This window comes from Ferrovibrio sp., from assembly GCF_036381655.1.
Lineage (GTDB): Bacteria > Pseudomonadota > Alphaproteobacteria > Ferrovibrionales > Ferrovibrionaceae > Ferrovibrio.
Map to the genome: position 1 here is coordinate 1 of NZ_DASVCJ010000081.1, position 24,564 is coordinate 24,564.

The 24,564-nt window shown below is 64.8% G+C and carries 28 protein-coding genes; 10 read left to right on the forward strand and 18 right to left on the reverse strand.

Annotated elements, in window-relative coordinates:
• The 5 genes from VF194_RS18395 to VF194_RS18410 form a co-directional block, all read left to right on the forward strand.
• A partial coding sequence (locus VF194_RS18395; RefSeq protein WP_330892655.1) for an ATP-binding protein occupies window positions 1–1,335 on the forward strand: 1,335 nt, incomplete at its 5' end.
• A gap of 1 nt (window position 1,336) precedes the next feature.
• Complete coding sequence (locus tag VF194_RS19890; protein ID WP_414656124.1) at window positions 1,337–1,954, forward strand: response regulator transcription factor; 618 nt, start codon at window positions 1,337–1,339, stop codon at window positions 1,952–1,954.
• A gap of 74 nt (window positions 1,955–2,028) precedes the next feature.
• Entirely contained in the window at window positions 2,029–2,361 is a 333-nt protein-coding gene (locus tag VF194_RS18400) for a hypothetical protein (protein WP_330892656.1), read from the forward strand.
• Between the two features lie 816 nt (window positions 2,362–3,177).
• On the forward strand, window positions 3,178–3,693 hold the full coding sequence (locus tag VF194_RS18405) for a hypothetical protein (RefSeq protein WP_330892657.1): 516 nt from the start codon (window positions 3,178–3,180) through the stop codon (window positions 3,691–3,693).
• A 359-nt stretch (window positions 3,694–4,052) separates the two neighbouring features.
• On the forward strand, window positions 4,053–4,607 hold the full coding sequence (locus VF194_RS18410; protein WP_330892658.1) for a PAS domain-containing protein: 555 nt from the start codon (window positions 4,053–4,055) through the stop codon (window positions 4,605–4,607).
• 9 nt (window positions 4,608–4,616) lie between these two features.
• On the opposite strand, the gene VF194_RS18415 is transcribed toward VF194_RS18410, so the two are convergent.
• A complete protein-coding gene (locus tag VF194_RS18415; RefSeq protein WP_330892659.1) occupies window positions 4,617–5,030 on the reverse strand; it encodes a helix-turn-helix domain-containing protein in 414 nt (137 codons plus the stop codon).
• Between the two features lie 202 nt (window positions 5,031–5,232).
• Here VF194_RS18415 and VF194_RS18420 point away from each other — a divergent pair, with 202 nt between their 5' ends.
• A complete protein-coding gene (locus VF194_RS18420; RefSeq protein ID WP_330892660.1) occupies window positions 5,233–5,817 on the forward strand; it encodes a flavodoxin family protein in 585 nt (194 codons plus the stop codon).
• A gap of 137 nt (window positions 5,818–5,954) precedes the next feature.
• Here the strand turns inward: VF194_RS18420 and VF194_RS18425 are convergent, their stop codons facing one another.
• The 10 genes from VF194_RS18425 to purC all read right to left on the reverse strand — a co-directional run bounded on the left by VF194_RS18425 (window position 5,955) and on the right by purC (window position 13,200).
• Window positions 5,955–6,857 carry a carbon-nitrogen hydrolase family protein gene (locus tag VF194_RS18425; RefSeq protein ID WP_330892661.1) on the reverse strand — a complete coding sequence of 301 codons (903 nt, stop codon included), beginning with the start codon at window positions 6,855–6,857 and terminating at the stop codon, window positions 5,955–5,957.
• Window positions 6,854–7,474 carry a GNAT family N-acetyltransferase gene (locus VF194_RS18430; RefSeq protein WP_330892662.1) on the reverse strand — a complete coding sequence of 207 codons (621 nt, stop codon included), beginning with the start codon at window positions 7,472–7,474 and terminating at the stop codon, window positions 6,854–6,856. Before VF194_RS18430 ends, VF194_RS18425 begins: the two co-directional genes overlap by 4 nt.
• Entirely contained in the window at window positions 7,471–7,878 is a 408-nt protein-coding gene (locus VF194_RS18435) for a ketosteroid isomerase-related protein (protein ID WP_330892664.1), read from the reverse strand. Before VF194_RS18435 ends, VF194_RS18430 begins: the two co-directional genes overlap by 4 nt.
• Window positions 7,879–7,973: 95 nt before the next feature.
• Entirely contained in the window at window positions 7,974–8,384 is a 411-nt protein-coding gene (locus VF194_RS18440; protein WP_330892665.1) for a VOC family protein, read from the reverse strand.
• Window positions 8,385–8,398: 14 nt separating this feature from the next.
• Window positions 8,399–8,740 (reverse strand): Grx4 family monothiol glutaredoxin, encoded by a 342-nt coding sequence (grxD, locus tag VF194_RS18445; protein WP_330892666.1) that lies wholly within the window; start codon window positions 8,738–8,740, stop codon window positions 8,399–8,401.
• A gap of 23 nt (window positions 8,741–8,763) precedes the next feature.
• A complete protein-coding gene (locus VF194_RS18450; RefSeq protein WP_330892667.1) occupies window positions 8,764–8,994 on the reverse strand; it encodes a BolA family transcriptional regulator in 231 nt (76 codons plus the stop codon).
• A 61-nt stretch (window positions 8,995–9,055) separates the two neighbouring features.
• Window positions 9,056–11,236, reverse strand: a complete 2,181-nt coding sequence (purL, locus tag VF194_RS18455) for a phosphoribosylformylglycinamidine synthase subunit PurL (RefSeq protein ID WP_330892699.1) — start codon at window positions 11,234–11,236, stop codon at window positions 9,056–9,058.
• A gap of 41 nt (window positions 11,237–11,277) precedes the next feature.
• Window positions 11,278–11,973: a phosphoribosylformylglycinamidine synthase subunit PurQ gene (gene purQ, locus VF194_RS18460; RefSeq protein ID WP_330892668.1), complete on the reverse strand. Its 696-nt coding sequence runs from the start codon at window positions 11,971–11,973 to the stop codon at window positions 11,278–11,280.
• A gap of 112 nt (window positions 11,974–12,085) precedes the next feature.
• Entirely contained in the window at window positions 12,086–12,340 is a 255-nt protein-coding gene (gene purS / locus VF194_RS18465) for a phosphoribosylformylglycinamidine synthase subunit PurS (protein WP_330892669.1), read from the reverse strand.
• A gap of 95 nt (window positions 12,341–12,435) precedes the next feature.
• Window positions 12,436–13,200, reverse strand: a complete 765-nt coding sequence (gene purC, locus VF194_RS18470) for a phosphoribosylaminoimidazolesuccinocarboxamide synthase (RefSeq protein ID WP_330892670.1) — start codon at window positions 13,198–13,200, stop codon at window positions 12,436–12,438.
• Window positions 13,201–13,454: 254 nt separating this feature from the next.
• Here purC and VF194_RS18475 point away from each other — a divergent pair, with 254 nt between their 5' ends.
• Window positions 13,455–13,778: a DUF1476 domain-containing protein gene (locus VF194_RS18475; RefSeq protein WP_330892671.1), complete on the forward strand. Its 324-nt coding sequence runs from the start codon at window positions 13,455–13,457 to the stop codon at window positions 13,776–13,778.
• 6 nt (window positions 13,779–13,784) lie between these two features.
• Here the strand turns inward: VF194_RS18475 and VF194_RS18480 are convergent, their stop codons facing one another.
• Together VF194_RS18480 and VF194_RS18485 are read right to left on the reverse strand one after the other, a co-directional pair.
• Entirely contained in the window at window positions 13,785–14,342 is a 558-nt protein-coding gene (locus VF194_RS18480; protein WP_330892672.1) for a MarR family winged helix-turn-helix transcriptional regulator, read from the reverse strand.
• A 107-nt stretch (window positions 14,343–14,449) separates the two neighbouring features.
• The gene (locus VF194_RS18485; protein ID WP_330892673.1) at window positions 14,450–14,914 is read right to left on the reverse strand and encodes a MarR family winged helix-turn-helix transcriptional regulator; all 465 of its coding nucleotides are present in this window, start codon (window positions 14,912–14,914) and stop codon (window positions 14,450–14,452) included.
• A gap of 171 nt (window positions 14,915–15,085) precedes the next feature.
• Here VF194_RS18485 and VF194_RS18490 point away from each other — a divergent pair, with 171 nt between their 5' ends.
• The gene (locus VF194_RS18490) at window positions 15,086–16,888 is read left to right on the forward strand and encodes a chloride channel protein (protein ID WP_330892674.1); all 1,803 of its coding nucleotides are present in this window, start codon (window positions 15,086–15,088) and stop codon (window positions 16,886–16,888) included.
• A 33-nt stretch (window positions 16,889–16,921) separates the two neighbouring features.
• Here the strand turns inward: VF194_RS18490 and VF194_RS18495 are convergent, their stop codons facing one another.
• The 5 genes from VF194_RS18495 to otsB all read right to left on the reverse strand — a co-directional run bounded on the left by VF194_RS18495 (window position 16,922) and on the right by otsB (window position 21,847).
• A complete protein-coding gene (locus VF194_RS18495; protein ID WP_330892675.1) occupies window positions 16,922–17,344 on the reverse strand; it encodes a carboxymuconolactone decarboxylase family protein in 423 nt (140 codons plus the stop codon).
• Window positions 17,280–17,708 carry a MerR family transcriptional regulator gene (locus VF194_RS18500; RefSeq protein ID WP_330892676.1) on the reverse strand — a complete coding sequence of 143 codons (429 nt, stop codon included), beginning with the start codon at window positions 17,706–17,708 and terminating at the stop codon, window positions 17,280–17,282. Before VF194_RS18500 ends, VF194_RS18495 begins: the two co-directional genes overlap by 65 nt.
• A gap of 97 nt (window positions 17,709–17,805) precedes the next feature.
• Complete coding sequence (otsA, locus tag VF194_RS18505; protein ID WP_330892677.1) at window positions 17,806–19,182, reverse strand: alpha,alpha-trehalose-phosphate synthase (UDP-forming); 1,377 nt, start codon at window positions 19,180–19,182, stop codon at window positions 17,806–17,808.
• A complete protein-coding gene (locus VF194_RS18510) occupies window positions 19,167–21,017 on the reverse strand; it encodes a glycoside hydrolase family 15 protein (protein ID WP_330892678.1) in 1,851 nt (616 codons plus the stop codon). Before VF194_RS18510 ends, otsA begins: the two co-directional genes overlap by 16 nt.
• Window positions 21,014–21,847: a trehalose-phosphatase gene (otsB, locus tag VF194_RS18515; RefSeq protein ID WP_330892679.1), complete on the reverse strand. Its 834-nt coding sequence runs from the start codon at window positions 21,845–21,847 to the stop codon at window positions 21,014–21,016. The genes VF194_RS18510 and otsB overlap by 4 nt, the downstream gene beginning before the upstream one ends.
• A gap of 381 nt (window positions 21,848–22,228) precedes the next feature.
• Here otsB and VF194_RS18520 point away from each other — a divergent pair, with 381 nt between their 5' ends.
• Both VF194_RS18520 and VF194_RS18525 read left to right on the forward strand, forming a co-directional pair.
• On the forward strand, window positions 22,229–23,941 hold the full coding sequence (locus tag VF194_RS18520) for an adenylate/guanylate cyclase domain-containing protein (RefSeq protein WP_330892680.1): 1,713 nt from the start codon (window positions 22,229–22,231) through the stop codon (window positions 23,939–23,941).
• A gap of 82 nt (window positions 23,942–24,023) precedes the next feature.
• A complete protein-coding gene (locus VF194_RS18525) occupies window positions 24,024–24,563 on the forward strand; it encodes a DUF1003 domain-containing protein (protein ID WP_330892681.1) in 540 nt (179 codons plus the stop codon).
• The last annotated feature ends 1 nt before the right edge of the window (window position 24,564 follow it).

A 24,564-nucleotide genomic window follows, 5' to 3' on the forward strand; every position in this document is an offset into this window, starting at 1 on the left:
GGCGCCGTGCTGTCTTGGTTGGTCCACCCTACTTTATACACCGCCGGTGGCTTAGCTCTGCGACGCGCTTTGGGCGGCTTGCCTCAACTTAGTAAGCCGGGGCATCTGTATGCGTTCATTGCATGCTCATTGCTAATACCGGCGGCAGTAGCACTACTGCTGATCACAATCTTCTGCGTCGACGGCATCATACCCTGGGCGGAGTTCTGGTATGTCGTGCCGAGATTCGTTATCGGTGACGCACTGGGAATTGTAACACTGACACCCGTGTGTCTGCTGATTGGAAGGCCAGTCTATAAGATTGGAATTGGGCATCCAGTTCTGGTCTTTTCTACGGCGATAATCTGTGCGCTCGTTATCCTCTATGTGGAGGTATCCGGACTTTTACTCGGGGGTAAGGACACAGGTCTTTCATACCTTTTGCTGATCCCAGTCGCATGGAATGCGATTACCTTTGGATTAGCTGGCGCGGCATTCTCAACGGCTCTGATCAATGTTTCCGTAGTGTTGGCGAGTTGGTTATCTGCAGACCATGGCGTAGCAGCAAATAGCGCTTACTTCATGTTATCTGTGGGTTATGTCTGCTTGATCATCGCCGGTACGGTGGAGCGCCGGGAAGCTGCAATGCAGGAGCTGCGGCGACAGAAACACATCTTAGATCGCGCATACTCTCACTTCGCAAATTATGAAGCAGCATCAAAGTTGGCTCACGAGATTAGGCAACCACTTGCTAGCGCAACGGCATATATTGGTGGGTTAAGAGAGATAGTCAGCAGAAGCGGCACCTCTGAGGTGTCGCAGCTAGTTCGCCGGATAGAGGAAGAAACCAACAGAATATCAGCGATTCTTAAAGGTCGGCAGAACCTGCTTAATGCATCTGTCCGGTTAAATGAACGCGTCTCAGTTAATGAGACTCTCACTGAAATTCTTCCGCTGCTAAAACAGATTGCTATCGATCACCGCGTTCTGCTCGAAACATCGTTTAGCTCCCAAGGCTTGTTTGTAATGGGTGATAAGACTGCCTTACAGCAGGTCATTGTTAATCTTCTTAAGAATTCTTGCGAAGCTATCGGCGATCTGTGTCAGCATCGCAAAGTAGCAATATCCACCGTTTTGGCGAGCGACACTGTCTTAATCACAGTCGAGGATAGTGGCCCTGGTTTTCCACAAGACGTTCTAGAGCAAGGCCATGCCCTATTTGCTTCGAATAAAGTGGGCGGGAGCGGCTTCGGTCTACCTATCTCGGCCATGATACTAAATCTCATGGAGGGTCGTATGGAGCTTTCAAATACGCCGAACGGGGGAATGGTAACCGTTAGGTTGCCGGCTGCATAAAATGTCGAAAGTCGGGAACACAATAAGCGTCGTAGATGATGACGAAGGCTTTTGTGCTGCAATTACTTGGCTACTACAGCTAAATGGATATAGCACCTCGATTCATAATAGCGCTTCCTCCTTTATGGAGCACCTCCCAATACAAGATAGTTGTGCATTGCTCGATCTTCAGTTGGGGAGCGCAAACGGAATCGACTTGATCAAACGGGCGCGCTCAAGTGGTTATTACGCTCCCATTATTATTGTGTCTGCATTTGGTACGATCCCGACGGCGATGCGTGCTGGACACAATGGAGCCTTTGAGTTTCTGGAAAAGCCCGTAGCCAATGAAATATTGCTAAGTTCTGTTCACCGAGCCTGTGAAGCGCATCAGGTCCATCGGCAGCGACTTGGGGAAGCCGTTCATATAGTCGAGCGATTTAGGGACTTGACCGAACGGGAGCGAGAGGTTTTTTGGCTGTTGTCTGATGGCTACACCACTAAGGCAATCGCCGAACGACTTAATATAAGCGCTCGTACTGCCGAAGTGCATCGAAGCCGGGTTCTTGAAAAATTTCATACGAATAGACTGGCTGACATAATTAGGGCTTCCAGGACGATTGGCTCCTTAAGGTCGTAAGTAGATTTCCACAATATGGTTGCTGCAAGAGTCGCTGCACATTCCTGTCGAGGCAATTGTGCTTTGGGGGAAATATGCGGTACGCGCTTATTGCTTTATTCCTTGGTAGCTTGTGTACCGACGCAGCATTTGCGCAGATCCTAGAAATGACAGAAGTTGAGAAACTGCATGTCGTGGTGGAGGAGTGTGAGAGCGAGTATCCAAGTTTTAACGCACCATCACCAGTAACCTGCGTGAAGGCGCGTGGGAGATTGATGGGCCATTACGGTTCTGACGAAGCACTGAGAGAGGGAGCGGCAAATCTCAAGGCAGCGGCTCTCTTCAATCGCAAGCGACGTAACACCGAGCCTTTAGCAAAAGGCGGCAGAGAGCTGCGAGATGACCCCAAGCACACGGTCAAGAAGTAGCACGAAGGATGGAAAATTTGATGATTCGTCAGAACTGATTATTTGACTGCATGGCAACAGCTTTTGGATTAAGTCGCATCGCCCAAGCCGTGTCTTTGAGCAGTCGTTCGAGACTGCGGTTTGGCTATTTCAGCAAAATAGCTTAAGGTTTCGGTAGCTTTTCGGCACAGTGCCTAAGGCATTGCTGATTGTGCTAACTGGGGGATAGCATGCATTCTGGCGTTCCGACAGATGCTAATGAGGCAACATCACAGTCGATTCTCCGCCAGTTTGGCAAAGGGCTGGATCAGGTATGTCTTATCGCCGGATTGACTCGCAATTTTGAATACAAATTCGTAGTTCCCGGCTTATCGGTTTCAGCTGGCGAGAAGGTTCAGATCGTATGTCGGTCAAGACCGAATGGTGTTTCGCGTATCCACGGTGTCGCCTTCAGTACCACCGTGCACGAAGATGTCGTCCATTCAGTGCACCACATACTTTCTAGGTACGCCTTCTTCAATCTGCGCGTTTTCCATGATCTGAAGTGGAGATCAGACGAGTTTATCGAAAAAAGTTCCGCCCAGCATGGGCGGTACTCGATCCACTCAATCTATCGATCGTACTTTCGCGATTTTAAGGCGTCGAAACCGAGTGGGCTTCCGTTCGAGAGCGAAATGATCTACAGGGTGGATTTTGATCTTCAGTCAGAATTTTCGCGTGATTTGGAGGAGTTCTTGAGTTTGGCTATCGAATATCCTGCCGAACTCAAGGAGCACAGACGACCGCTTCTACGCAGCTTGCTTGGGATAGGGCATATCTGAAGGGCGGAGCCATTTCATGGCGACCAGAAAGGTGGATACTCAGTCAACCGGCGCTCATGGTGAAGTCATAGTACTTCACGAGCTCCTTTGGCGCGGATGGTTACCAGCGAATGTGAACTTCGTCGTAAGGAACGCAAGAAACGTTGATGTAGTTGCGCTGAAGGGGGACAAGCGAGTCACTCTTTCGGTGAAAACATCGGGGAAGAAGAGCAATGGAAATTTTCAGTTGGGAAAGTTGGAGTTCAATGCCCATTCCGGCGCAAAGGCAGAGTACGTAGTTTTTGTGATTATCGGTCAGAAGTCAGCAAAGGAATATCGCTGCTTTGTTGTGCCAATACAGGTGGCAGAGCGTGAAGTGAAACGGGCTCACGCGCATTGGATCAACCAACCAAGACGTGATGGCAAGCCCCACAGCGACGCGGGTAGAGGTATAGGATTTTTCGGTAATCCTACTGAAGCAAACATAGCGAGGGGCTTCTCGCAGAAGTGGGCTAAGTTTGAAGATAATTGGGAGCAACTCGAAGCTATTTGAGCTGTTGTGTTTGTTACTCGCTGTCCATCCTTCCAAGATGCAGATCGAGAGTAGTGAATTCCGGCTCCGGCGCTGAGCAAGCTCGGATTTCGTACACTTCTTCCACACGAATTACCTTTCCTGGTGTAATTAGTTGAATTTATTTGGATATTGGACAGCGGTTTTTAACTCGCGCTGATCCCGGCTTTCGGGTTTCGGATTACGAAAGGCCGCTCTTCGGAGCGGCCTTTTTGTTTGCCGCCGCAGCGCCCGGCGCGGCGCGGTTTTCCGCCATCGCCACCGCAGGTGATCGAATAGTAAGTTTCGCGCCTTCGCGGGCTTGCGCTACTTAGGTCGCTCCCCGAGCAAATGCAGGCCGCATGTCGCATCATCGAATCTTCTTTCTGCAGCCGCTGGACGACGGGCTTCGCCTGCACCATGCGCCGCTGCTCGATTTGCTGAAGCTGTGGTACGCCAGGCGCGAGGCGGACGGCCTGCCCTCGCGCCGCAGCCTGGACATGCAGGCGCTGAAGCCCTTCCTGCCCCATGTCTTCATCGCCGAATGCGAAACCGTTCCGGCGGACAGGCCGGCGCGGGAGTATCTGCGCTGGCGCTATCGCCTGATCGGCACCGCCATCGTGGAGGCCTGCGGCCGCGACGCCACCGGCAAGTATATCGACGAGCTTTATCGCGGCGCCGAGCTGGGCGGCGTGATGGCGGCGCTGAGCGAAACCCGCCAGGGCGGCATGCCGCGTTCGCTGCACGGCAACGCGCGCTTCGCCGGCCGGGCCGGCATGGAACTGGAAACCCTGCTGCTGCCGATCGGCATGCCGGCGGGACAGAATGCGCAGGTGATCGGCGCCGCCTTCTTCCGCTATGCCGAGCCGGCGCGGCCGGTGCGCCGGCTGTCCCGCATCTTCAATTTCGCCGCCTAGGCGGCAGCCTCATTCCGCCGCCTGGCGCGGCGGCGCCTCTTCGCGGGCCGCATCCTCGCGCGCCTCATCCTCGCTCTGCCAGCGCAGCGCGATCTCCTTCAGCGCATCCAGCATCGGCGACAATTCCGCGCCGCGCCGCGCCAGGCTGTAGGTCACCTGCGGCGGGATGGTGGCGACATAGCTGCGGTGGACCAGCCGCGCCTCTTCCAGCATGCGCAGCCGCTCGGTCAGCACTTTCGCGGAGATGCCGCCGACCTCGCGCTTAAGCTCGCCGAAGCGGCGCGGCCCCTGGGTGCGCAGCACATAGAGGATGTAGGTCGTCCACGGCCCCATCAGCAGGCGCAGCACCACGTCGACCGGACAGACATGCGCCTTGGCTGCCTCGGGCTTGGACGGCGTCGGCTTGGAAGCGGTCTGGGCCATGGCTCGATCCTTTCGCGGCAGCCGCGCTCGGCGGCGGATGCCCGGGTTTCCTCGGCCATCGCGGCGATTAGCGGCGGCAGAAGTAGGTTACTATAAGGTACCTACTTTACTCGCGAAATCAATAGCCCATATACGGTCACTCCAAGTAAGTGACTTGCTTTTTGTTATCTCAAATCTACCAATCCAGACAAGGACTTATAGCATGACCAAAGTTGCCGTCGTCTATCACAGCGGCTATGGCCATACCCAGAAGCAGGCCGAGGCCGTGGCCAAGGGGGCCCAGGCCGTCGCCGGGGTGCAGGTCGCCCTGATCCCGGTCGCCGAAGCCCAGGCGCGGGTCGAGGAGATCACCGCCGCCGATGCCATCGTTTTCGGCGCGCCGACCTATATGGGCAGCGTCTCCGGCCCGTTCAAAACCTGGATGGACACCACCTCGAAAGTCTGGGGCCAGTGGAACGGCAAGCTGGCCGCCGGCTTCACCAACTCGGCCTCGCAATCGGGCGACAAGCTGAACTCGCTGCTGCAGCTCGCCATCTTCGCCGCGCAGCACGGCATGGTCTGGGTCAGCCTCGGCCTGATGCCGGGCAACAACAATTCCAAGGGCAGCGTCAACGACCTCAACCGGCTCGGCAGCTTCCTCGGCGCCATGGCGCAGTCGAATGCCGACGAAGGGCCGGACAAGGGCCCGATCGCAAGCGACCTGCTGACCGCCGAGCATCTCGGCAAGCGCGTCGCCACGCTCGCCAGGCAGCATGCCGCCGCGGCGCGCGAGCTGGTCGAGGCGTAACAGCAAGGCGGAACGCCACCGCAAAAACCGAAATCCCGGGCCGGCGCCATGAACCCCCTGAACGCCACGCACATGGGCCATGGCGCCGGCCCGGGACGACGATCCGGGTTGTGACGATCCGGGTTGTGCCGGCCGGCTTAGAGCGCGACCGCCTTCACATCGAGCGAGGGCAGCGCCTGATCCGGCCAGTCCCTGGCGGTGAAGACCTCGGCGTGATCGCGGTTGGCGCGCAGCGCCGCGAAATCGAGTTCGGCATGCACCCAGCCGGGCTGGCTGAGCGCGCCGCAGGCGATCGTGCCGTCGTCGGGAAAGCCGCGATCCGGCGGCGCCAGCACGCTGCCCCAGCCGACATTGACATCGACGGCGAGCGACCATTCGGCCAGGCCGACGGTGGGCGAGACGGCGACATAGACCTGATTCTCCAGCGCCCGCGCCCGGGCGCCGACCTGCACCCGGTTGGCGCCGGCCATGGTATCGGTGCAGCTCGGCGCCAGGATCAGATCGGCGCCGGCGGCCGCCATGGCATGGGCGATCAGCGGGAATTCGATATCGTAGCAGATGGCGATGCCGAGCCGGAGCGGCTCGCCGCCATTGACGGCGATGTCGAACACCTTGAGCTCGTCGCCGCCATGGATGTTCCACACCTCGCGCTCGAAGCGGGTCATCTGCCGCTTCTCCTGGAAGCCGACGGCGCCGTTCGGGCTGAGCAGATAGGCGCGGTTGCGCACGCCGTTGCCGACGGCGACCGGCAGGCTGGGCGCGACGATATGCACGCCGTGCCGCGCCGCCAGCTCGCTGAAGCAGGCGACGAAATCCTCGTGCAGGTCCTGCAGCGCGGCGATCTGGCGGCCGAGATCCTGCTGCAGGTCCTCGGGCAGCAGCGAGGCGAGCTCCAGCGCGCCGTATTCGGGAAACAGCAGCAGCCTGGCGCCCTGGCCGGCGGCGCCCGCCACCCAGTCGGTGATATGGGCATGCCAGGCGGCGAAATCGGCAAACCGCCCGATCGGATATTGCGCCGCGGCGATGGGCAGCGTGGTCATGCCTGGCCCTTTGCGCCGCGCAGGTCCTTCATCCAGTAGACCATCGGCTTGGCGCTTTCTTCGCGCTCGCCGATATCCCGCCAGGTGAAGGTCGAGACCAGATCGGGCCGCCGGGCATAGCCGCGATGCGTCCAGAAGGCATCCAGCGGCACGTAATCCTTAGGCTTCAGCGGATGATCCTCCGGCCGCTGCACCGCGCAGAAGCAGCAGATGCCGTAGCCGAAGCCGCGCGCCGCCGCCTCGCGTTCGGCGAAGAAGCGCACGCCGATGCCCCGGCCGCGATAGCGCGGCAGCAGCACCGATTCGCCGAAATAGAAGATCTTCGCGATGTCGAGCCCGGCCGCCCTGAACGGCGCCTGCACGTAATCGGCTTCCTCGTCGAGGGCCAGCGCGGTGGCGGCGCCGACCGGGCGGCCGTCGTCCAGCGCGACGACGATGGTGCCGGTGCGCGCCCGGGCGTAGCGCAGCAGATAGTGGCGCTCGTAATCCATCGCGCCTTCGTAGAGATAGGGCCAGGCGCGGAAGACGGCGATGCGCAGGCGGGCCAGATCGTCCAGCCGCGCCCGCATCTCGTCGCCGGTATAGCGGACGACGGACAAGGCTGCGGGCAGCATCATCCGGCGACCTGCTTCAGCCAGTCGGTGAGATTGTAGGTGTTGGAAATCCGCGCCACCTTGCCGTCGCGGATTTCGAAGAAGGCGCCGGCGGGCAGGGTGTAGCGCTGGCCTTCCGCCGGCGGCAGGTTGTCGTCGGTCTCCAGATAGACGCCCAGCACGGTGAACTCGGCCGCCGCGCGGCTGCCATCCTCGTTGCTCATGACGAAGAGGTCGACGACCTTCTCTTCGTAGCAGCGGTTCATGCGCGCGAGGAACTGCCGGAATTTCTGCTTGCCGACCTCGCGTTCGCCCTGGTTGATGTCGTGCACGACATCGTCGGTCAGCAGGCTCAGGAACCCCTCGACATCCCTGGCATTGAAGGCGTCGTAATAGGCGTGGACCAGTTCTTCGGCGGTCTGCGGCATGGCCCACACTTAACGCAAAGCGGCGGCGCTGCAAAGTGGGATCGGCGCGCGGCCAGGCCGGCGCTTCGGCGCAAAACGCAATCCGGTCCGAACCGTCAGGCCGGGCGGCCTTTCAGCTCGACCATGTTGCCTTCGGGATCGAAGAAATACAGCGAGGGGCCTTCGCCCTCGGCGCCGAAACGGCTTTGCACCGCGCCGGGGTCGATGCCGTGGCGCCGCAGATGCGCGATGGCGGAAGCGGGCTCGAAACCATCGACGCCCAGACAGATGTGATCGACGTTGCGCTGCGGGCGGGCAGGGGCGGCATCGCCGGCCTCGGCCAGCGCGCCGCGATAATCGACGATGTCGATCAGCGCCGAGCCGGCGCGCAGATGGGTCAGCCCCAGCTTGGGCTGCTCATGCTCGACCCGGCAGCCGAGCACGTCGCGATAGAAGGCGATCAGACGCTGCGGGTCTTGCGCCCGCAGCACCACGTGATCGATCTGGCGGATGGAAAAGGGCGGCATGCCTCGGGCGCGGCTTACGCCTCCTGATAGGCGATGCCCTTCTGCTTCAGCAGGTCCTGCAGCTCGCCGGACTGATACATCTCGCGCACGATGTCGCAGCCGCCGACGAATTCGCCCTTCACATAGAGCTGCGGGAAGGTCGGCCAGTCGGAGAATTCCTTCAGATGCGTGCGCAGCGCCGGATCGGCCAGGATGTCGACGCCCTTGAACTTCAGCCCGAGATGCGACAGCACCTGCACGACGGTGGCCGAGAAGCCGCATTGCGGGAAAACCGGCGTGCCCTTCATGAACAGCACGATGTCGCTGCCCGACAGCTCCTCGCGGATGCGTTCGAATGTCTGTTCCTTCTCGCTCATGGCTGGTCCTCTGGTTGCGAGCGTTACGGGGTCTGCGTGGTAAGCGCCAGCGCGTGAAGCTGGCCGCCCATGCGGCCTTTCAGGGCCGCGTAAACCATCTGATGCTGCTGCACCTTGGTCTTGCCGGCGAAGGCGGCGGAGATCACCGTCGCGGCGTAATGGTCGCCGTCGCCGCGCAGGTCGTCGATGCGCACCTGTGCGTCGGGCAGCGCGTCCTTGATCATCTTCTCGATTTCGCCGGCGTCCATCGCCATCGCTGGTAGTCTCCCGTCAGCAGTCCGTCTTTGTCGGGCAGCAAATATCCCCGATCAATCGTCAAATTTCATGGGCCATATAGCGCGGCAGCCAGCCCTCATGGGCATCGCGCAGGGCCTGCAGCGATATGGTGCCATGCCCGGCGAAGGTCAACTCGTCGCCGCCGGTCATGCCGAGCCGCTGGACCGGCGCCCCGGCGGCCTCCGCGGCGGCGATGACGGCCTCGACGCTTTCCGCCGGGCAGGTGACGACATAGCGGCCCTGGTCCTCGCCGAACGCCATGGCGAAGGCATCGCCGCCATCGCCGGCATCGCCGGGCGCGGCCGGCAGCGTCACCGCGGCGCCCATGCCGCCGGCCAGGGCCATTTCGGCCAAAGCCGCCGCCAGGCCGCCATCGGAGCAGTCATGCGCCGCCGAGACCAGGCCCTGCCCGATCAGCATCCGCACGGCGTCGCCGTTGGTCCTTTCCGCCGCCAGATCGACCGGCGGCGGCGGGCCCTCGGCCTTGCCGCAGATATCGCGCAGATACAGCGACTGGCCGAGATGGCCGGCGGTCCTGCCGATCAGCAGGATGGCCTCGCCCGGCAGCTTGAAGGCCAGCGTCGCCATTTTCGACACATCGTCCAGCACGCCGACGCCGCCGATCGCCGGCGTGGGCAGGATGCCCTTGCCGTTGGTCTCGTTGTAGAGCGAGACATTGCCCGACACCACCGGGTAGTCCAGCGCCAGGCAGGCGGCGCGGATGCCCTCGATGGCGCCGACGAACTGCCCCATGATGTCGGGGCGTTCCGGATTGCCGAAATTCATGTTGTCGGTGATCGCCAGCGGCCGGCCGCCGACGGCGGTGATGTTGCGCCAGGTCTCGGCCACCGCCTGCTTGCCGCCCTCGACCGGGTCGGCGAAGCAGTAGCGCGGCGTGCAGTCGACGCTCATCGCCAGCGCCTTCTTCGGATGGTCCGCGACGCGCACCACGGCGGCGTCGCCGCCCGGTACCTGCGCCGTATCGCCGCGCACCAGATGATCGTACTGCTCCCAGATCCAGCGCCGCGAGCACATATCCGGGCTGCCCATCATCCTGAGCAGGGCTTCCGCGATCGGCAGCGGGTGGTTGACCTTGCCCAGCGGCTTCTGCGGCGGCGTCTTCACCCAGGGGCGGTCGTATTCCGGCGACGCCTGCGCCAGCGGATCGATCGGCAGGTCGCCGACCTGCTCGCCGTCGAAGCGCAGCACCATGCGGCCGGTATCGGTCAGATGGCCGATCACGGCGAAATCGAGCTCCCATTTGCGGAAGATCGCCTCGGCCTGCTTTTCGCTGCCGGGCTTGAGCACCATCAGCATGCGTTCCTGGCTTTCGGAGAGCATGAATTCGAACGGCGTCATGCCGGTTTCGCGCGCCGGCACCTTGGACAGGTCGAGGTCGATGCCCATGCCGCCCTTCGAGGCCATCTCGAAGGACGAGGAGGTGAGGCCGGCGGCGCCCATGTCCTGGATCGCGACGATGGCGTCGGTCGCCATCAGTTCGAGGCAGGCCTCGATCAGCAGCTTCTCGGTGAAGGGATCGCCGACCTGCACGGTCGGGCGCTTCTCTTCCGAATCCTCGCTGAACTCGGCCGAGGCCATGGTGGCGCCGTGGATGCCGTCGCGGCCGGTCTTGGAGCCGACATAGACGACCGGATTGCCCAGGCCGGCGGCGGCGGAATAGAAGATCCTGTCCTTCTTCGCCAGGCCGACGGTCATCGCGTTGACCAGGATATTGCCGTTGTAGCTGGGATCGAAATTGACCTCGCCGCCCACCGTGGGCACGCCGACGCAATTGCCGTAGCCGCCGATGCCATGCACCACGCCGGCGACGAGATGCCGGGTCTTGGGATGATCCGGCGCGCCGAAACGCAGCGCGTTGAGATTGGCAATCGGGCGCGCGCCCATGGTGAAGACGTCGCGCAGGATGCCGCCGACGCCCGTCGCCGCGCCCTGATAGGGCTCGATGAAGGAGGGATGGTTGTGGCTTTCCATCTTGAAGATGGCGGCCAGGCCGTCGCCGATATCGATCACGCCGGCATTCTCGCCCGGGCCCTGGATCACCCAGGGGGCCTTCGTCGGTAGCGTCTTGAGCCATTTCTTCGACGACTTGTAGGAGCAATGCTCCGACCACATCACCGAGAAGATGCCAAGCTCGACCTGATTGGGTTCGCGGCCCATGATCTTAAGCACGCGGTCGTATTCCTCGCGCGTCAGACCCATCAGGTCCTTGGGATACCGGACGGCTTTCTTGGAAGCTTCACTCACGCCAGGCTCTCCGCGATGCTCTCGAACAGGCCGACGCCGCCGGTGCCGCCGCAGACCGGGTCGGTGGCGTTTTCCGGGTGCGGCATCAGGCCGAGCACCGTCTTCTTCTCGTTGTAGATCCCGGCGATGTTGCGCACCGAGCCGTTCAGATTGGTGTCGTCGCTGACGTTGCCGAGCGCGTCGGCATAGCGGAAGGCGATGCGGTCCTCGTCCTCCAGCCGCTTCACGGTGGCCTCGTCGGCGGTGTAGTTGCCGTCGTGATGGGCGACCGGCACGCGGATCGTCTGGCCCTTGCGGTATTTCCGGGTGAATTCGCTGGCCGTGGTCTCGACGCGCAGCACGACCTCCCTGCAGATGAATTTCAGCCCGGCATTGGACATCAGCGCGCCGGGCAGCAGCCCGGCCTCGCAGGCGATCTGAAAACCGTTGCACACCGCCAGCACCCGCACGCCCTGGTCGGCGCGCTTCTTCACCTCGCGCATGATCGGCGAATGCGCCGCCATGGCGCCGCAGCGCAGGTAATCGCCATAGGAAAAGCCGCCGGGCAGCACGATCAGGTCGATGTCCTTCGGCAGGTCGCTGTCGCCATGCCAGACATCGCGCGGCGGCTTGCCGTCGTTGATGCGGGTCAGCGCCAGGCGCATATCGCGCTCGCGGTTCGATCCGGGGAAGGTGATGAGGGCGGCTTTCATGGCAAAGACTCCACCGTCGCTCCCGCGAAGGCGGAAGCCCAGGCGACGGGATACCGCGCCTGGAAGCTGGATTCCCGCTTGCGCGGGAATGACGAAACAAACCGCATGGCGCTCAGCCCACCAGCTCCACCGAATAATTCTCGATCACCGTGTTGGCGAGCAGCTTCTGCGCCATCTCCTTCACCGCCGCCTCGATCTCGGCCCTGGGCTTCTTGGCCAGCGCGCCGGTCAGTTCCAGCTCGATCAGCTTGCCCTGGCGCACCTCGCCGATATCGGCGAAGCCCAGGCTGTGCAGCGCCTGGCCGATCGCCTTGCCCTGGGGATCCAGCACGCCGTTCTTGAGGCTCACATGCACACGGGCTTTCATCTCTTCAAGGTCCTTGTCAAAAACCAACCTCAAAATAGCAGCGGCGGCCGGAAATGAAGGCGGCCGCCGCTCGGTTCACGGCGCCTGCCGGCGCCTTACTGCATCGTGTCGGGTCCCTTGAAGTCGCGCGGGCCGCCCTCGGGCAGGATGCCGAGGCGGCGGGCGACTTCCTGATAGGCCTCGGCGACATTGCCCAGATCGCGGCGGAAGCGGTCCTTGTCCATCTTCTCGTTGGTCTTCAGGTCCCACAGGCGGGCGCTGTCCGGGCTGATCTCGTCGGCCAGGATGATGCGCATCTCGTCATTCTGCCACCAGCGGCCGAATTCCAGCTTGAAATCGACCAGCCGGATGCCGATGCCGAGGAACAGGCCGGACAGGAAGTCGTTGATGCGCAGCGCGAGATGCATGATCTCGTCGAGTTCCTGCGGATTGGCCCAGCCGAAGCAGGTGATATGCTCCTCCGAGACCAGCGGATCGCCCAGTTCGTCGTTCTTGTAATAGAATTCGACGATCGAGCGCGGCAGCGTGGTGCCTTCGGCGACGCCCAGCCGGGTCGCCAGCGAGCCGGCGGCGACATTGCGCACCACGACCTCAAGGGGAATGATCTCGACTTCCTTGATCAGCTGCTCGCGCATGTTGAGCCGGCGGACGAAATGGGTCGGGATGCCGACCTCGCCGAGCCGGGTCATCAGATATTCCGAGATCCGGTTGTTCAGCACGCCTTTCCCGGTAATCGTGCCTTTTTTCTTGTTGTTGAACGCGGTCGCGTCGTCTTTGAAATACTGTACCAGAGTGCCCGGCTCCGGCCCCTCGAAGAGAACCTTCGCCTTGCCCTCATAGACCTGTCTGCGGCGCGTCATGGCACACCTGTAGGCTGTTGGGGGGAAGCGCGGAATTGCAGGGCTCTTGATAGCGCAAGGGGGCGGCTGCCGCAATCGGCGGGGGGCGGCAAGGATGGAAAAGCGCGCCCGGAACCGATGCGGCGGGCAGGGCGGCCGGGCGCGGTTTTCCGCCGCAAACGGCAATGACGCCGTCGCCTTGGGCCGGGACTTGCGGCGAAGCCGGCCGGCCTTCTATATAACGGCAACCAGACAAGCGCTTAGGCGAGGCCCGGATGACCACCTTCGATGACCGCAAGGACGCCTTCGAGAAGAAGCATGCCCATGACGAGGAGGTCGCTTTCAAGACCACCGCGCGGCGCAACAAGCTTCTCGGGCTTTGGGTGGCCGAGCAGATCGGCCTGAAGGGCGAGGAAGCCGAGGCCTATGCCAAGGAAGTCATCGTCGCCGATCTGCAGGAGGCCGGCGACGACGACGTGATCCGCAAGATCATGGCGGATTTGAAGGTCTACAAGATCGACATCTCCGAGCACCGGGTGCGCGGCAAGCTGGCCGAACTGGCCGAGACCGCCCGCCGGCAGATCGGCACCTCGGCCTGATCGGCGTCAATCCTCGATTTCGCCGCCCGGCCGCGGCGGCGCGCCGCCGGCAGGGTTGAGGCCGCGCCGGAAGGCGCCGCGGCCTGAAAGCCGCCTGCGGCCCCCCAGCAGCGCCTCGATCACGTCCATGGCGGCGACCACCCGCGCCCGTTCGGCCGGGGCGAGCTGTTCCAGCAGCGGCCGCAGCACGCGGCAGGAGGCTTCCTCCAGCGGCGCGAAGGCCCTGGCGCCGGCCCTGGTCAGGCTCAGCAGGTTCTGCCGCGCATCCTCCGGCGCCGGGCGGCGGCGGATCAGCCCCTTTTTCTGGAACCGGCGCAGCATGCGGCTGAGATAGCCGGGATCGAGGCCGAGATCGCGGGTCAGGTCGCTGGCGGTGACGCGCTCGCGATGCGCCAGTTCATAGAGCACCCGGGTTTCGGCCAGCGAGAACGGCGCATAGAGCTTGCGGTCCTCGAGCACGCCGATCCGCTCGGTGTAGAAGCGGTTGAAGCGCCGCATGCGCTCGACCTGGGCGGCGAGGCTGGATGGCGGCTTCGGCCTGGCGCGGCGGCGTGGCGCTCCCACGATGCGATTCCTCCCGAAAAGGCCGGCATGCTGCGGGATCGGAAGGATGGGGTCAACGGCGAGCCGGTCTGCAGCAGCCGCCCAGGACAGCCGCCTGGAGCAACCGCCTAGGACAACCGGTCGAGCAGGGCCTTGAGCACCGGACGCAGCCGGCGCAGCTCGTCGCGATGGCTGGCCGAAAGGGCGGCCAGCTTGGCCTCCGCCGTGGGGGTCAGCGCCAGCAGGACCTGCCGCCTGTCGGCCGGCGCGGGGCGGCGCTCGATCAGGTCCTGCGCCGCCAGCCGGTTGGCCAGCTCGACCGCGGTGTTGTGGCGGATCGCCAGCCGCTCGGCCAGTTCGCCGGGCGTCACCGCCGCCTTGCCTGGATAGCCCTTGATGGCGAGCAGCGCCTGATGCTGCTGCGGCGTCAGCCCCAGCGCGGTCGCCGCGCCGCCGCTGAAATCGAGGAAATGGCGCAAGGTATAGCGGAATTCCGCCAGGATTTCGTATTCGGCCTTGCGCAGGGGCGGTTTGCGGCCGGACCCGCGGCCCGGCTGCGCAACCCCTGTGGCGGCGCGCGGCGACTTGCTCATTGCTCCCTTTCCCGTCGCATACCCGACGGCTTGCATATGTATCGTATTACGATATATATCCGGCCACCCCAGACATCAGCCGCCCAGTCTTGACCCGATGGCGGCGCAACCGCAATCCATACGATGACCGCTCCAAGCTCCCATGCCTTTCCCGCCGGCGGCAGCCGGCCCGTGACCGACCGTCAGATCCAGCACCGCCTGCGCGACGTCCGCATCGACCGCCGCACGCCGATGATGATGGCGATGGCAGTCCTGATCGGCGCCGCCGCAACCCTGGCCGGCTGGGTGCTGATGGCGCTGATCGCGCTGGTGACCAACCTGGCCTATCACGGCCGCTTCTCCTTCGCGCCGGCCACGATCGACCTGCAGCTGCTCGGCGCCTTCTCCATCGCCGTGCCAGCGCTCGGCGGCCTGATCATCGGCCTGATGGCGCGATACGGTTCGGAGAAGATCCGCGGCCACGGCATCCCCGAGGCGATGGAGGCCATCCTGATCGGCCAGAGCCGCATCCAGCCGAAGGTCGCCATCCTCAAGCCGCTGTCCTCCGCCATCTCGATCGGCACCGGCGGGCCGTTCGGCGCCGAAGGCCCGATCATCATGACCGGCGGCGCGCTCGGCTCGCTGTTCGCGCAGTTCTTCCATCTCACCCCGGTCGAGCGCAAAACCCTGCTGGTCGCCGGCGCCGCCGCCGGCATGACGGCGATCTTCGCCACGCCGGTCGCCGCCGTGCTGCTGGCGCTGGAGCTGCTGCTGTTCGAATGGAAGGCGCGCAGCTTCCTGCCGGTGATCGCCGCCTGCGTGGCCGCCGCGGCCCTGCGGCCCCTGCTGTTCGATGCGGGACCGATCTTCGCGCTGGCCGGCGCCGCCGATCTGTCCGCCGCCGGCGCGGCGCACCAGTTTCCCATCATCCGCGACATCCCCTGGGCGCTGCTGATCGGCCTGGCGGCCGGCCTGGTCTCGGCGCTGCTGACCCTGATGGTCTATGGCGTGGAAGACCTGTTCGCGCGCCTGCCGCTGCACTGGATGTGGTGGCCCTGCATCGGCGGCCTCATCGTCGGCCTCGGCGGCCTGTTCGATCCCGCCGCGCTCGGCGTCGGCTACGGCAATATCCGCGCCCTGCTGGCCGGCGGCATGGACACGCATGCCGCCACCACGCTGCTGCTGGTGAAGGCGGTGGTCTGGGCGGTGGCGCTCGGCTCGGGCACCTCCGGCGGCGTGCTGGCGCCGGTGCTGATGATCGGCGGCGCCGTCGGCAGCCTGCTCGCCCTGCTCTCGTCGGGCGCGGGCGACGGGCAATTCGCGCTGTTCGCGCTGCTCGGCATGGCGGCGGTGATGAGCGGCACCATGCGCGTGCCGCTGACGGCGACGCTGTTCGCGGTCGAGCTGACCGGCGCATTGTCGCCGCTGTTTCTGCTGCTGATCGCCTGCGGCGTCTCCTATGCCATCACCGCGCTGCTGATGAAGCGCTCGATCCTGACCGAGAAGGTGGCGCGGCGCGGCCATCATATCCTGCAGGAATACGGGCTCGATCCCTTCGCCACCACGCGGGTCGCCGACGTGATGGTGCGCGAGGTCGCCACCCTGACCGGCGAGATGACCCTCGAAGAGGCCGTCGCCTATTTCTCCACCGGCGAGCGGCGCTTCAAGGGCTATCCGGTGGTCGATGCCGCCGGCCGCTGCCTGGGCATGATCACGCGCGGCGACATCCTGCTCTGGGCGCGCGACAAGGAAGACACCAGCCTGACGCTGGCCGAGGTGCTGTCCGACCGCGAGCTGTTCGCGACCACCGCCGACGAACTGGTCGGCGAACTGGCCGACCGCATGGTCCAGGCCGATGTCGCCCGCGTGCCGGTCATCGAACCGGCGAGCGGCAAGCTGGTCGGCCTGATGGCGCGCAAGGACTTGCTGGCCGTGCGCGGCGCCATGCTGCGCCAGGAACGCGAGCGCGCCGCCTTCCTGCGGCGCCGGCGCTGATCCGCGCTGCCGGCGCAGACAGGCGGCGGCGGCTCATCCCGGCGCCGCCTCCTTCCGCACCGGGAAGCGGGCGGCGAAAACCTCCTTGGCGGCAAACAGCCCGTTGAGCGCGGCGGGAAAGCCGGCATAGACCGCCATCTGCATGATGATTTCGGTGATCTCGTTCCTGATCAGCCCGACATTCAGCCCCGCCTCGATATGGACCTTGAGCTGCGGGCTCGCGGTTCCCATCGCCGTCAGCGCCGCGATGGTGGCGATCTCGCGGGAGCGCAGATCGAGGCCGGGGCGGCTGTAAATGTCGCCGAACGAGAACTCGAACACGTAATTCGCGAAATCGGGGGCGATGGCGGCCAGGGCGGCAATGACCTTGTGGCCGGCTTCGCCGTCGATTTCAGCGAGCGCCCGCTTGCCGCGTTCCAGCCGGCTTTCGCCGGCGTTGGGGGATTGCTGCGTCATGGTTCTTCATCCTCTGTTCCGCGCCGGCATATCCGGCGATCTTGCCGTCGAGGACGAGAAGGCAGGCCTGCAGCCTGGCCAGATGCGCGCGGACGCGCTCGCGGTGCTGTTCGAGCAGCGCCTTGCGCTCGGCTTCCGTGGCGACGCCGCCCTCCCGCAGGGCCGCATAACGCAGCATTTCCCGGATCGGCATCCCGGTCGTCTTGAGACGGTCGAGGAAATCCATCCAGGTCAGGATCGACGCGTCGTAGTCACGCTGGCCCGATCGGGTCCGGTCGGCATGGGGAAGCAGTCCGATCCGCTCGTAGTAGCGGATGGTATGGGCCGACAGCCCGGAACGCCTCGCCAGCTCGCCAATCCTCATCGACGCCTTCTTTCGTCACGACGCATCAGAAGCTACCGGTTAGAGCGCGCTCTAAGTCAAGAGGCGTTCGGGCGGAAAAAGCCGCCGCACAGGCCGGCTACGAAACCGGGCCGTTGAGCGCTTTCAGGAAACGTTCCCGCCAATGGGTGATGGTGTTGTTGCGCAGCACGTCCATGTTGTAGCGCCAGCGCTGCGCGCGCTCCTCCAGCGGCATCTTCAGCGCGCGGGCCAGCGCCTCGGCGAGATGCTCGGGATCGTAGGGATTGACGATCACCGCGCCGCCCATCTCGCGCGCCGCGCCGGCGAAGCGCGACAGCACCAGCACGCCGGGATCTTCCGGATCCTGGGCGGCGACATATTCCTTCGCCACCAGGTTCATGCCGTCGCGCAGCGGCGTGATCAGCCCGACGCGGGCGACGCGGTAGAAGGCGGCGAGGTGCTGGCGCGGGAAGGACTTGTTCAGATAGCGCACCGGTACCCAGTCGAATTCGGCGAACTTGCCGTTGATGCGGCCGGTCAGCGCGTCGAGCTCGTTGCGCAGCTTGCGGTATTGCATGACCTCGCCGCGCGAGATCGGCGCCACCTGCATGAAGGTGACCTTGCCGCGGAATTCCGAATTGTTGCTGAGCAGGTCGTAGAAGGCCTCGAAGCGCTGCGGGATGCCTTTGGAATAATCCAGCCGGTCGACGCCGATCACCAGCGAACGGCCGGCCAGGCTGTCGCGCAGGCGCAGCGCCTCCGGGCCGTCGGCGGCGGCCGCGCCCAGCTTGGCGAAGCCTTCGGTATCGATGCCGATCGGAAAGGCGGCGACCTGCAGGGTACGGCCGAAGGCGGCGATATGGCCGTTGTCGCCGACCTGGCCGTTGACCTCGTGCAGGATGTATTCGGTCAGCGCGCGCACGTCGTTCTTGGTCTGGAAGCCGACCAGGTCATAGGCGCACAGATCGCGCACCAGCCGCTCATGCCCCGGCAGGGCCGCCAGCACCTCGGGCGCCGGAAACGGCACATGCAGGAAGAACCCGATCCGGTTGGCGACGCCGCGCCGGCGCAGCGCCGCGGCCATCGGGATGAAATGGTAATCGTGCACCCAGATGATGTCGTCGGGCTGCAGCTGCCTGGCCAGCACATCGGCGAAGCGGTCGTTGACGGCGAGATAGCCTTCCCAGGCGGCGCGGCTGAAATCGATCAGGCCGAGACGGTAATGGCAGAGCGGCCAGAGAATCGAATTGGCGAATTCGAGGTAGAACAGCCTGTGCTCTTCCGGGGTGAGGTCGATCACCGCGAATTCGACCCGGCCCTGGCTGGCCTTGCGCGGCTCGCCGTCCGGCGTCGCCGACATCTCGCCACTCCAGCCGAACCACAGGCCGCCATACTGGTTGAGGGCTTCGCGAATTGCCACCGCCAGGCCGCCGGCGCGCGACAGCCGCTCGCGCGGCATCGACACCCGGTTGGAGACGATTACGAGCCGCGCCAAAAGGCTTCCTCCCAGCTCTTGGACAGCCGCATCGCGCAGACGATCAGGCCGACCATCGAATAGGTCTGCGGGAAATTCCCCCACAGGCTGCCGTCGCGCGGGTCGATATCCTCCGACAGCATGCCGAGCCGGTTGCGCGAGGCGAGCAGGGTCTCGAAGATCGCGCGCGCCTCCTCGCGCCGGCCGGTCGCCGCCAGCGCGTCGACATACCAGAAGGTGCAGATGGTGAAGGCGGTATGCGGACGCCCGAAATCGTCCGGCACCACGTAGCGCATCAGATGATTGCCGCGGCGCAGCTCGGCGCCGATCGCCTCGACCGTGCCGAGAAAGCGGGGATCGTCGGCGGCGACGAAGCCGATCTCCTGCAGCAGCAGCAGCGAGGCGTCGAGGTCATGCCCACCGAAACTCTCGACGAAGCTGTTGCGTTCCGCGTTCCAGGCATGGTCCAGGATCGCCTTGCGGATGCGGTCGGCATGATCGCGCCAGTAGGCGGCGCGCTCGGACAGATCCAGCGCGCCGGCGATCTTGGCCAGCCGGCGGCAGGCGGCCCAGCACATCGCCGCCGAATGGGTATGCACCCGCTCGCGGCCGCGGAATTCCCACAGGCCGGCATCGGGCACCAGCGCCAGCGCGGCCGCCTTCTCGCCCAGCCCTTCGAGCTGGCGGAACAGCGCCGCATCGCCGCGGCGCGGCAGCCGGTGGTCGAAGAACATCTGCGCCACCGCCAGCACGATGCTGCCGTAGGTATCGTTCTGGCGCTGCGAGAAGGCGGCATTGCCAACCCGGACCGGGCCCATGCCGCGATAGCCGCGCAACGAGGGCACCGTGCGCTCCTCCATCGAGGAATTCGGCACGATGCCGTAGACCGGCTGCAATTCCTCGCCGGGATGCTGCGCCACCACGGTGGTGATGTAGCGCAGGAAATCCTCCATCGTCTTGGTGGCGCCGAGCCGGTTCAGCGCCTGCACGACGAAATAGGCGTCGCGCATCCAGCAGAAGCGGTAATCCCAGTTGCGCGGCGTGTTCGCCGCTTCCGGGATCGAGGTGGTCAGGGCGGCGACGATGGCGCCGGTCTCTTCGCAGGAGCACAGCTTCAAGGTGATCGCCGCGCGGATCACAGCATCCTGCCATTCGAACGGCACCGAGAGATAGCGCACCCATTCGATCCAGTATTCGATGGTGCGTTCGAGGAATTCGCGGCTGATATGCTGCAGCGATTCCGTGAAGCTTTCGTCCGGCCCGAGGATCAGGGTGCAGGACTGGGTCAGCACGAATTCGCTTTCGTTGTCGATGAAGGCGATCGGCGCATCGGTGGTCAGCCGCAGGGCGGCGCCCGGCGCGGTGAAGCGGATATGGTTGCTGCCCAGCGTGCGGCTCGGCTGGGTGGCGCCGTAATCGAACAGCGGGCGCACGCGAATGCGGATCACCGGCGTGCCGGCGACGGTTTCGATGCGCCGGATCAGCATGGCCGGGCGGTACATGCGGTCGTATTGCTTGAAACGCGGCGCGAAATCGGTGATGCGGATGCTGCCGCCCTGTTCGTCGGTCAGGGTGGTGACCAGCACGGCGGTATTGTCGATATAGCTCTGCTGCGCCTCGGCCAGGCCGCGCAGCTCGACCGACATCATGCCGTCGCCGTCGTTCATCTTCGGCTCGAGCAGGCGGCACAGCACCGGATCGCCGTCCAGCCGGGGCACGCAATGCCAGACGATGTTGGCGTATTTGTCGATCAGGGCGGCGACGATCGAATTGCCGATGACGCCGAGCTGCAGATCGCCCTGCCGCAGCCGATCCGCGCCCGACTTCCCCGAACGTGCCCTGGCCGCCGCCGTCATGCCGCGGCTCCGTCGACCAGGCGGGCATAATCGCCGAGCCAGCGCCGCACCGCCGCCGCATCGGCGAAGCCCGGCCGTTCGGGATGCACGGCACCATGCACCGCGGGCCCGACCGGCAGCGCCATGCCGCCCATCGCCTCCACCGCCCTGAAGCCGTCGATATCGGTCGTATCGTCGCCGATGAAGACCGGCAGCCGGCCGGCGAAGCGCGGCTCGGCCATGAAATGGCGGACCGCCGTGCCTTTCGACTGGCTGGCATCCTTGACCTCCCAGACCTGGCGGCCATGCAACAGCACCAGGTGCCGGTGATCGGCCAGCGCCGCCTTCAGGCGCTCGCCCAGCACCGCGCCCAGCGCCGGCGCATGGCGGTAATGCACCGCCAGGGCATGCGTCTTCTGCTCCACCACGATGGCGGGATCGAGCTGCTTGAGGTCTTCCGCCAGCCGGCGCAGCGGCTCGGGCACCGGATGCCGCGCCACCACTTCCGTCATCTGCTGCGGGCCGCGCCGCCATTCGCTGCCATGCTGGCCCGAGGCGGCCAGCCGCAAGGGATCGAACAGGCGGTCGATCTCGATGATCGGCCGGCCCGAGATCAGCGCCAGCGCGCCGTCCAGCGCCTGCTGCACGGCGGCCAGATGACGGCGCAGCACGGGCGGGACGGCGACCTCGTCCGGCCGGGCGGCGATATCCAGCAGGGTGCCGTCGATATCGAGGAACAGGGCCCAGTTCGGCGCCGGCGCAGGGGGCAGGCGGCGCGAGCCCCCCGGACACGATTCGGGCTGCGAGTCCGGGAGCGACCCAGGCTGAACGGGAAACTTGTTTTCGGTCATCGCCTAACTTTGGCCCGTTTCGGGCCGGGGGGTCAAATGCAAGAAAATCGTGGAATTTCTTGGTTTTCCAAGAAATATATAAGCGGCCGGTGCGAGAAAACAACCCTCTGCCCAGATTTTCGGGACAGCCGCGCCCCATGCAATCAAACGGCGAAACACTACCCGGTTTTTACTATGATCCATCCGTCCTCGCCCGCCGGCTTCCCGCAGCGCCCGGGCGCACATCAGGGCGGCGGCGGCATGGCGGGCGGCCTCGATCCGGGTCGGTTCCAGCAGGTCGCGCGGCGCCGTTCCTTCATTGCCGCAATGATCTCGAATTGTTGTTCGGCCGCGCGCCATCTGTTGTGGACGGGCCAGGCGCCGCCTCCTAGGCTTGGCGGCATGAGCAAAACCGGGGGAAGGTGGGAAGACCTCTATAGCCGGACCAAACTGTTCTCCGGCCTGTTGCTCTTTGCCTTCCTCGTCACGCATCTGCTCAACCATGCGCTCGGCCTGCTGTCGCTGCAGGCGATGGAGTCCGGCGCCGCGCTGTTCAAGCTGCTCTGGCGCACCTGGCCGGCGACGATCCTGCTCTATGCCGCCGCCTTCACCCATCCGCTGCTGGCGCTGTTCAACTGGCTGCGCCGCGGCCATTACCGCCGCATCCCCTGGCAGGGCTGGGCGCAAGTGGTGCTCGGCCTGCTGATCCCGCCGCTGGCGATCGAACATATCCTCGGCACGCGGGCCAGCCATGCCTTTCTGGGCCTGAACGATTCCTATGCCTATGTGCTGATCGTGCTGTTCGTGCAGAAGCCGATGCTGGGCCTGCAGCAGAATCTGCTGGTGCTGATCGGCTGGGGCCATGGCTGCATCGGCGTCTATTACTGGCTGCGGCTGAAGCCCTTCTTCGAGCGCGCCTGGCCTTTCCTCTATGCCGCGGCGCTGCTGCTGCCGATGCTGGCAATGCTGGGCTTTCTCTCCGGCGGCCGCGCGGTCGCCCTGGCCATGCACAATCCGGACTGGCTGGCGGCCTTCCGCGCCGGCCTGAACTGGCCCGGCGCCATTGCCGGCGAATTCACCGCCTATTTCGTCGATCTCGCCTATCTGCTGATGGCCGGATTGCTGTTTGCCGCCCTGGCCGGGCGCGGCCTGATCGCGCTGATCCGGCGCCAGCGCAGCAGCCTCGTCATCACCTATCCCGACGGGCGGCGCTATCGCGGCCCGAGCGGCGGCCTGAGCGTGCTGGAAGCCAGCCGCCTGATCGGCTATCCGCATGCCTCGGTCTGCGGCGGCCAGGGCCGCTGCTCGACCTGCCGCGTGCGCATCACCGGTGCCGGCGCCGCCAAGCTGCCGCCGCCGGATGCCGCCGAGGCCAAGGTGCTGGAGCGCATCCATGCGCCGCCCGGCGTGCGGCTCGCCTGCCAGATCCGGCCGACCGACGATGTCGCCGTGGTGCCGCTGCTGCCGGCCGGCGTGCCGCCGCGCATCGTCTACGGCGCCGCCAGCCATGCGCAGGGCGCCGAGCGCCGCATCGCCATCCTGTTCGCCGATCTGCGCGGCTTCACCAAGCTGTCGGAAAGCCGTCTGCCCTACGACGTGGTGTTCCTGCTGAACCAGTATTTCAAGGCGATGGGCGAAGCGGTGGAGGCGGCCGGCGGCCGGCTGGACAAGTTCATCGGCGACGGCGTGATGGCCCTGTTCGGCATCGAGGAGGGCGCCGATGAAGGCTGCCGCCGCGCGATCGACGCCGCGCGCCGCATGACGGCGGCCCTGGCCCGGCTGAACGAGGCGATGCAGCACGATCTCGGCCTCAAGCTCAAGCTGGGCATCGGCATCCATTGCGGCCCCGCCATCGTCGGCGAGATGGGCCATGGCCGGGCGATGCATCTGACCGCGGTGGGCGATGCGGTCAATACCGCGAGCCGGCTGGAGAGCGCGACGAAGGATTTCGGCGCCCAGATCGTCATTTCGGCCGAGGTGGCGGAACGCGCCGGGCTGAACGGGCAGGCCGGCTGGCGGCGCGCCGACGTTTCCCTGCGCGGCAAGTCGGAGCCGCTGGCGGTGCTGGTGGCGGAACGGATGGATGCCGGAACGGGCGGATCGCCGGCGGATTGACGAAGGTCAAATCCAGGCCGGCCGGTAACCGGCTAAAGTCGCCTATACTTGCCGCTTTCGCCGCAAGACCGGAGCCGTTGCCATGCCTGCCGCCCCCTATCTGATCAGCGACCGGGACCGCACCCTGCTGCACGAATTGCGCCAGCACAGCCGGCGCCGGCGCGACAGCCATCGCGCGCAGCCGCCCCTGCCGCCGCGCGGCGCGACGACCTTCGGCCAGCGCATCGCCGATGCGGTGACCGGCGCCGTCGGCTCCTGGGGCTTCATCCTGACCCAGACCGCCCTGCTGGGCGCCTGGCTGATCGGCAACGCCCTGGTCGGCCGCGAGGCCTGGGATCCCTATCCCTTCATCCTGCTCAACCTGCTGCTGTCCTTCCAGGCGGCCTATACGGCGCCGATCATCATGATGAGCCAGAACCGCGCCGCCGAAATGGACCGCGCGCGGGCCGAAAGCGATTACCGCATCAACATCAAGGCGGAACTGGAGATCGAGCTGCTGCACCAGAAGATCGACCTGCTGCGCGAGCAGGAATTGCTGGCGCTGACCAACACGGTGCGCGCGCTGATCGCCAGGCTGGACGGCGAGAAAGGCCCGGGCGGCCCGCAGGAGACGCCGGCGTGAC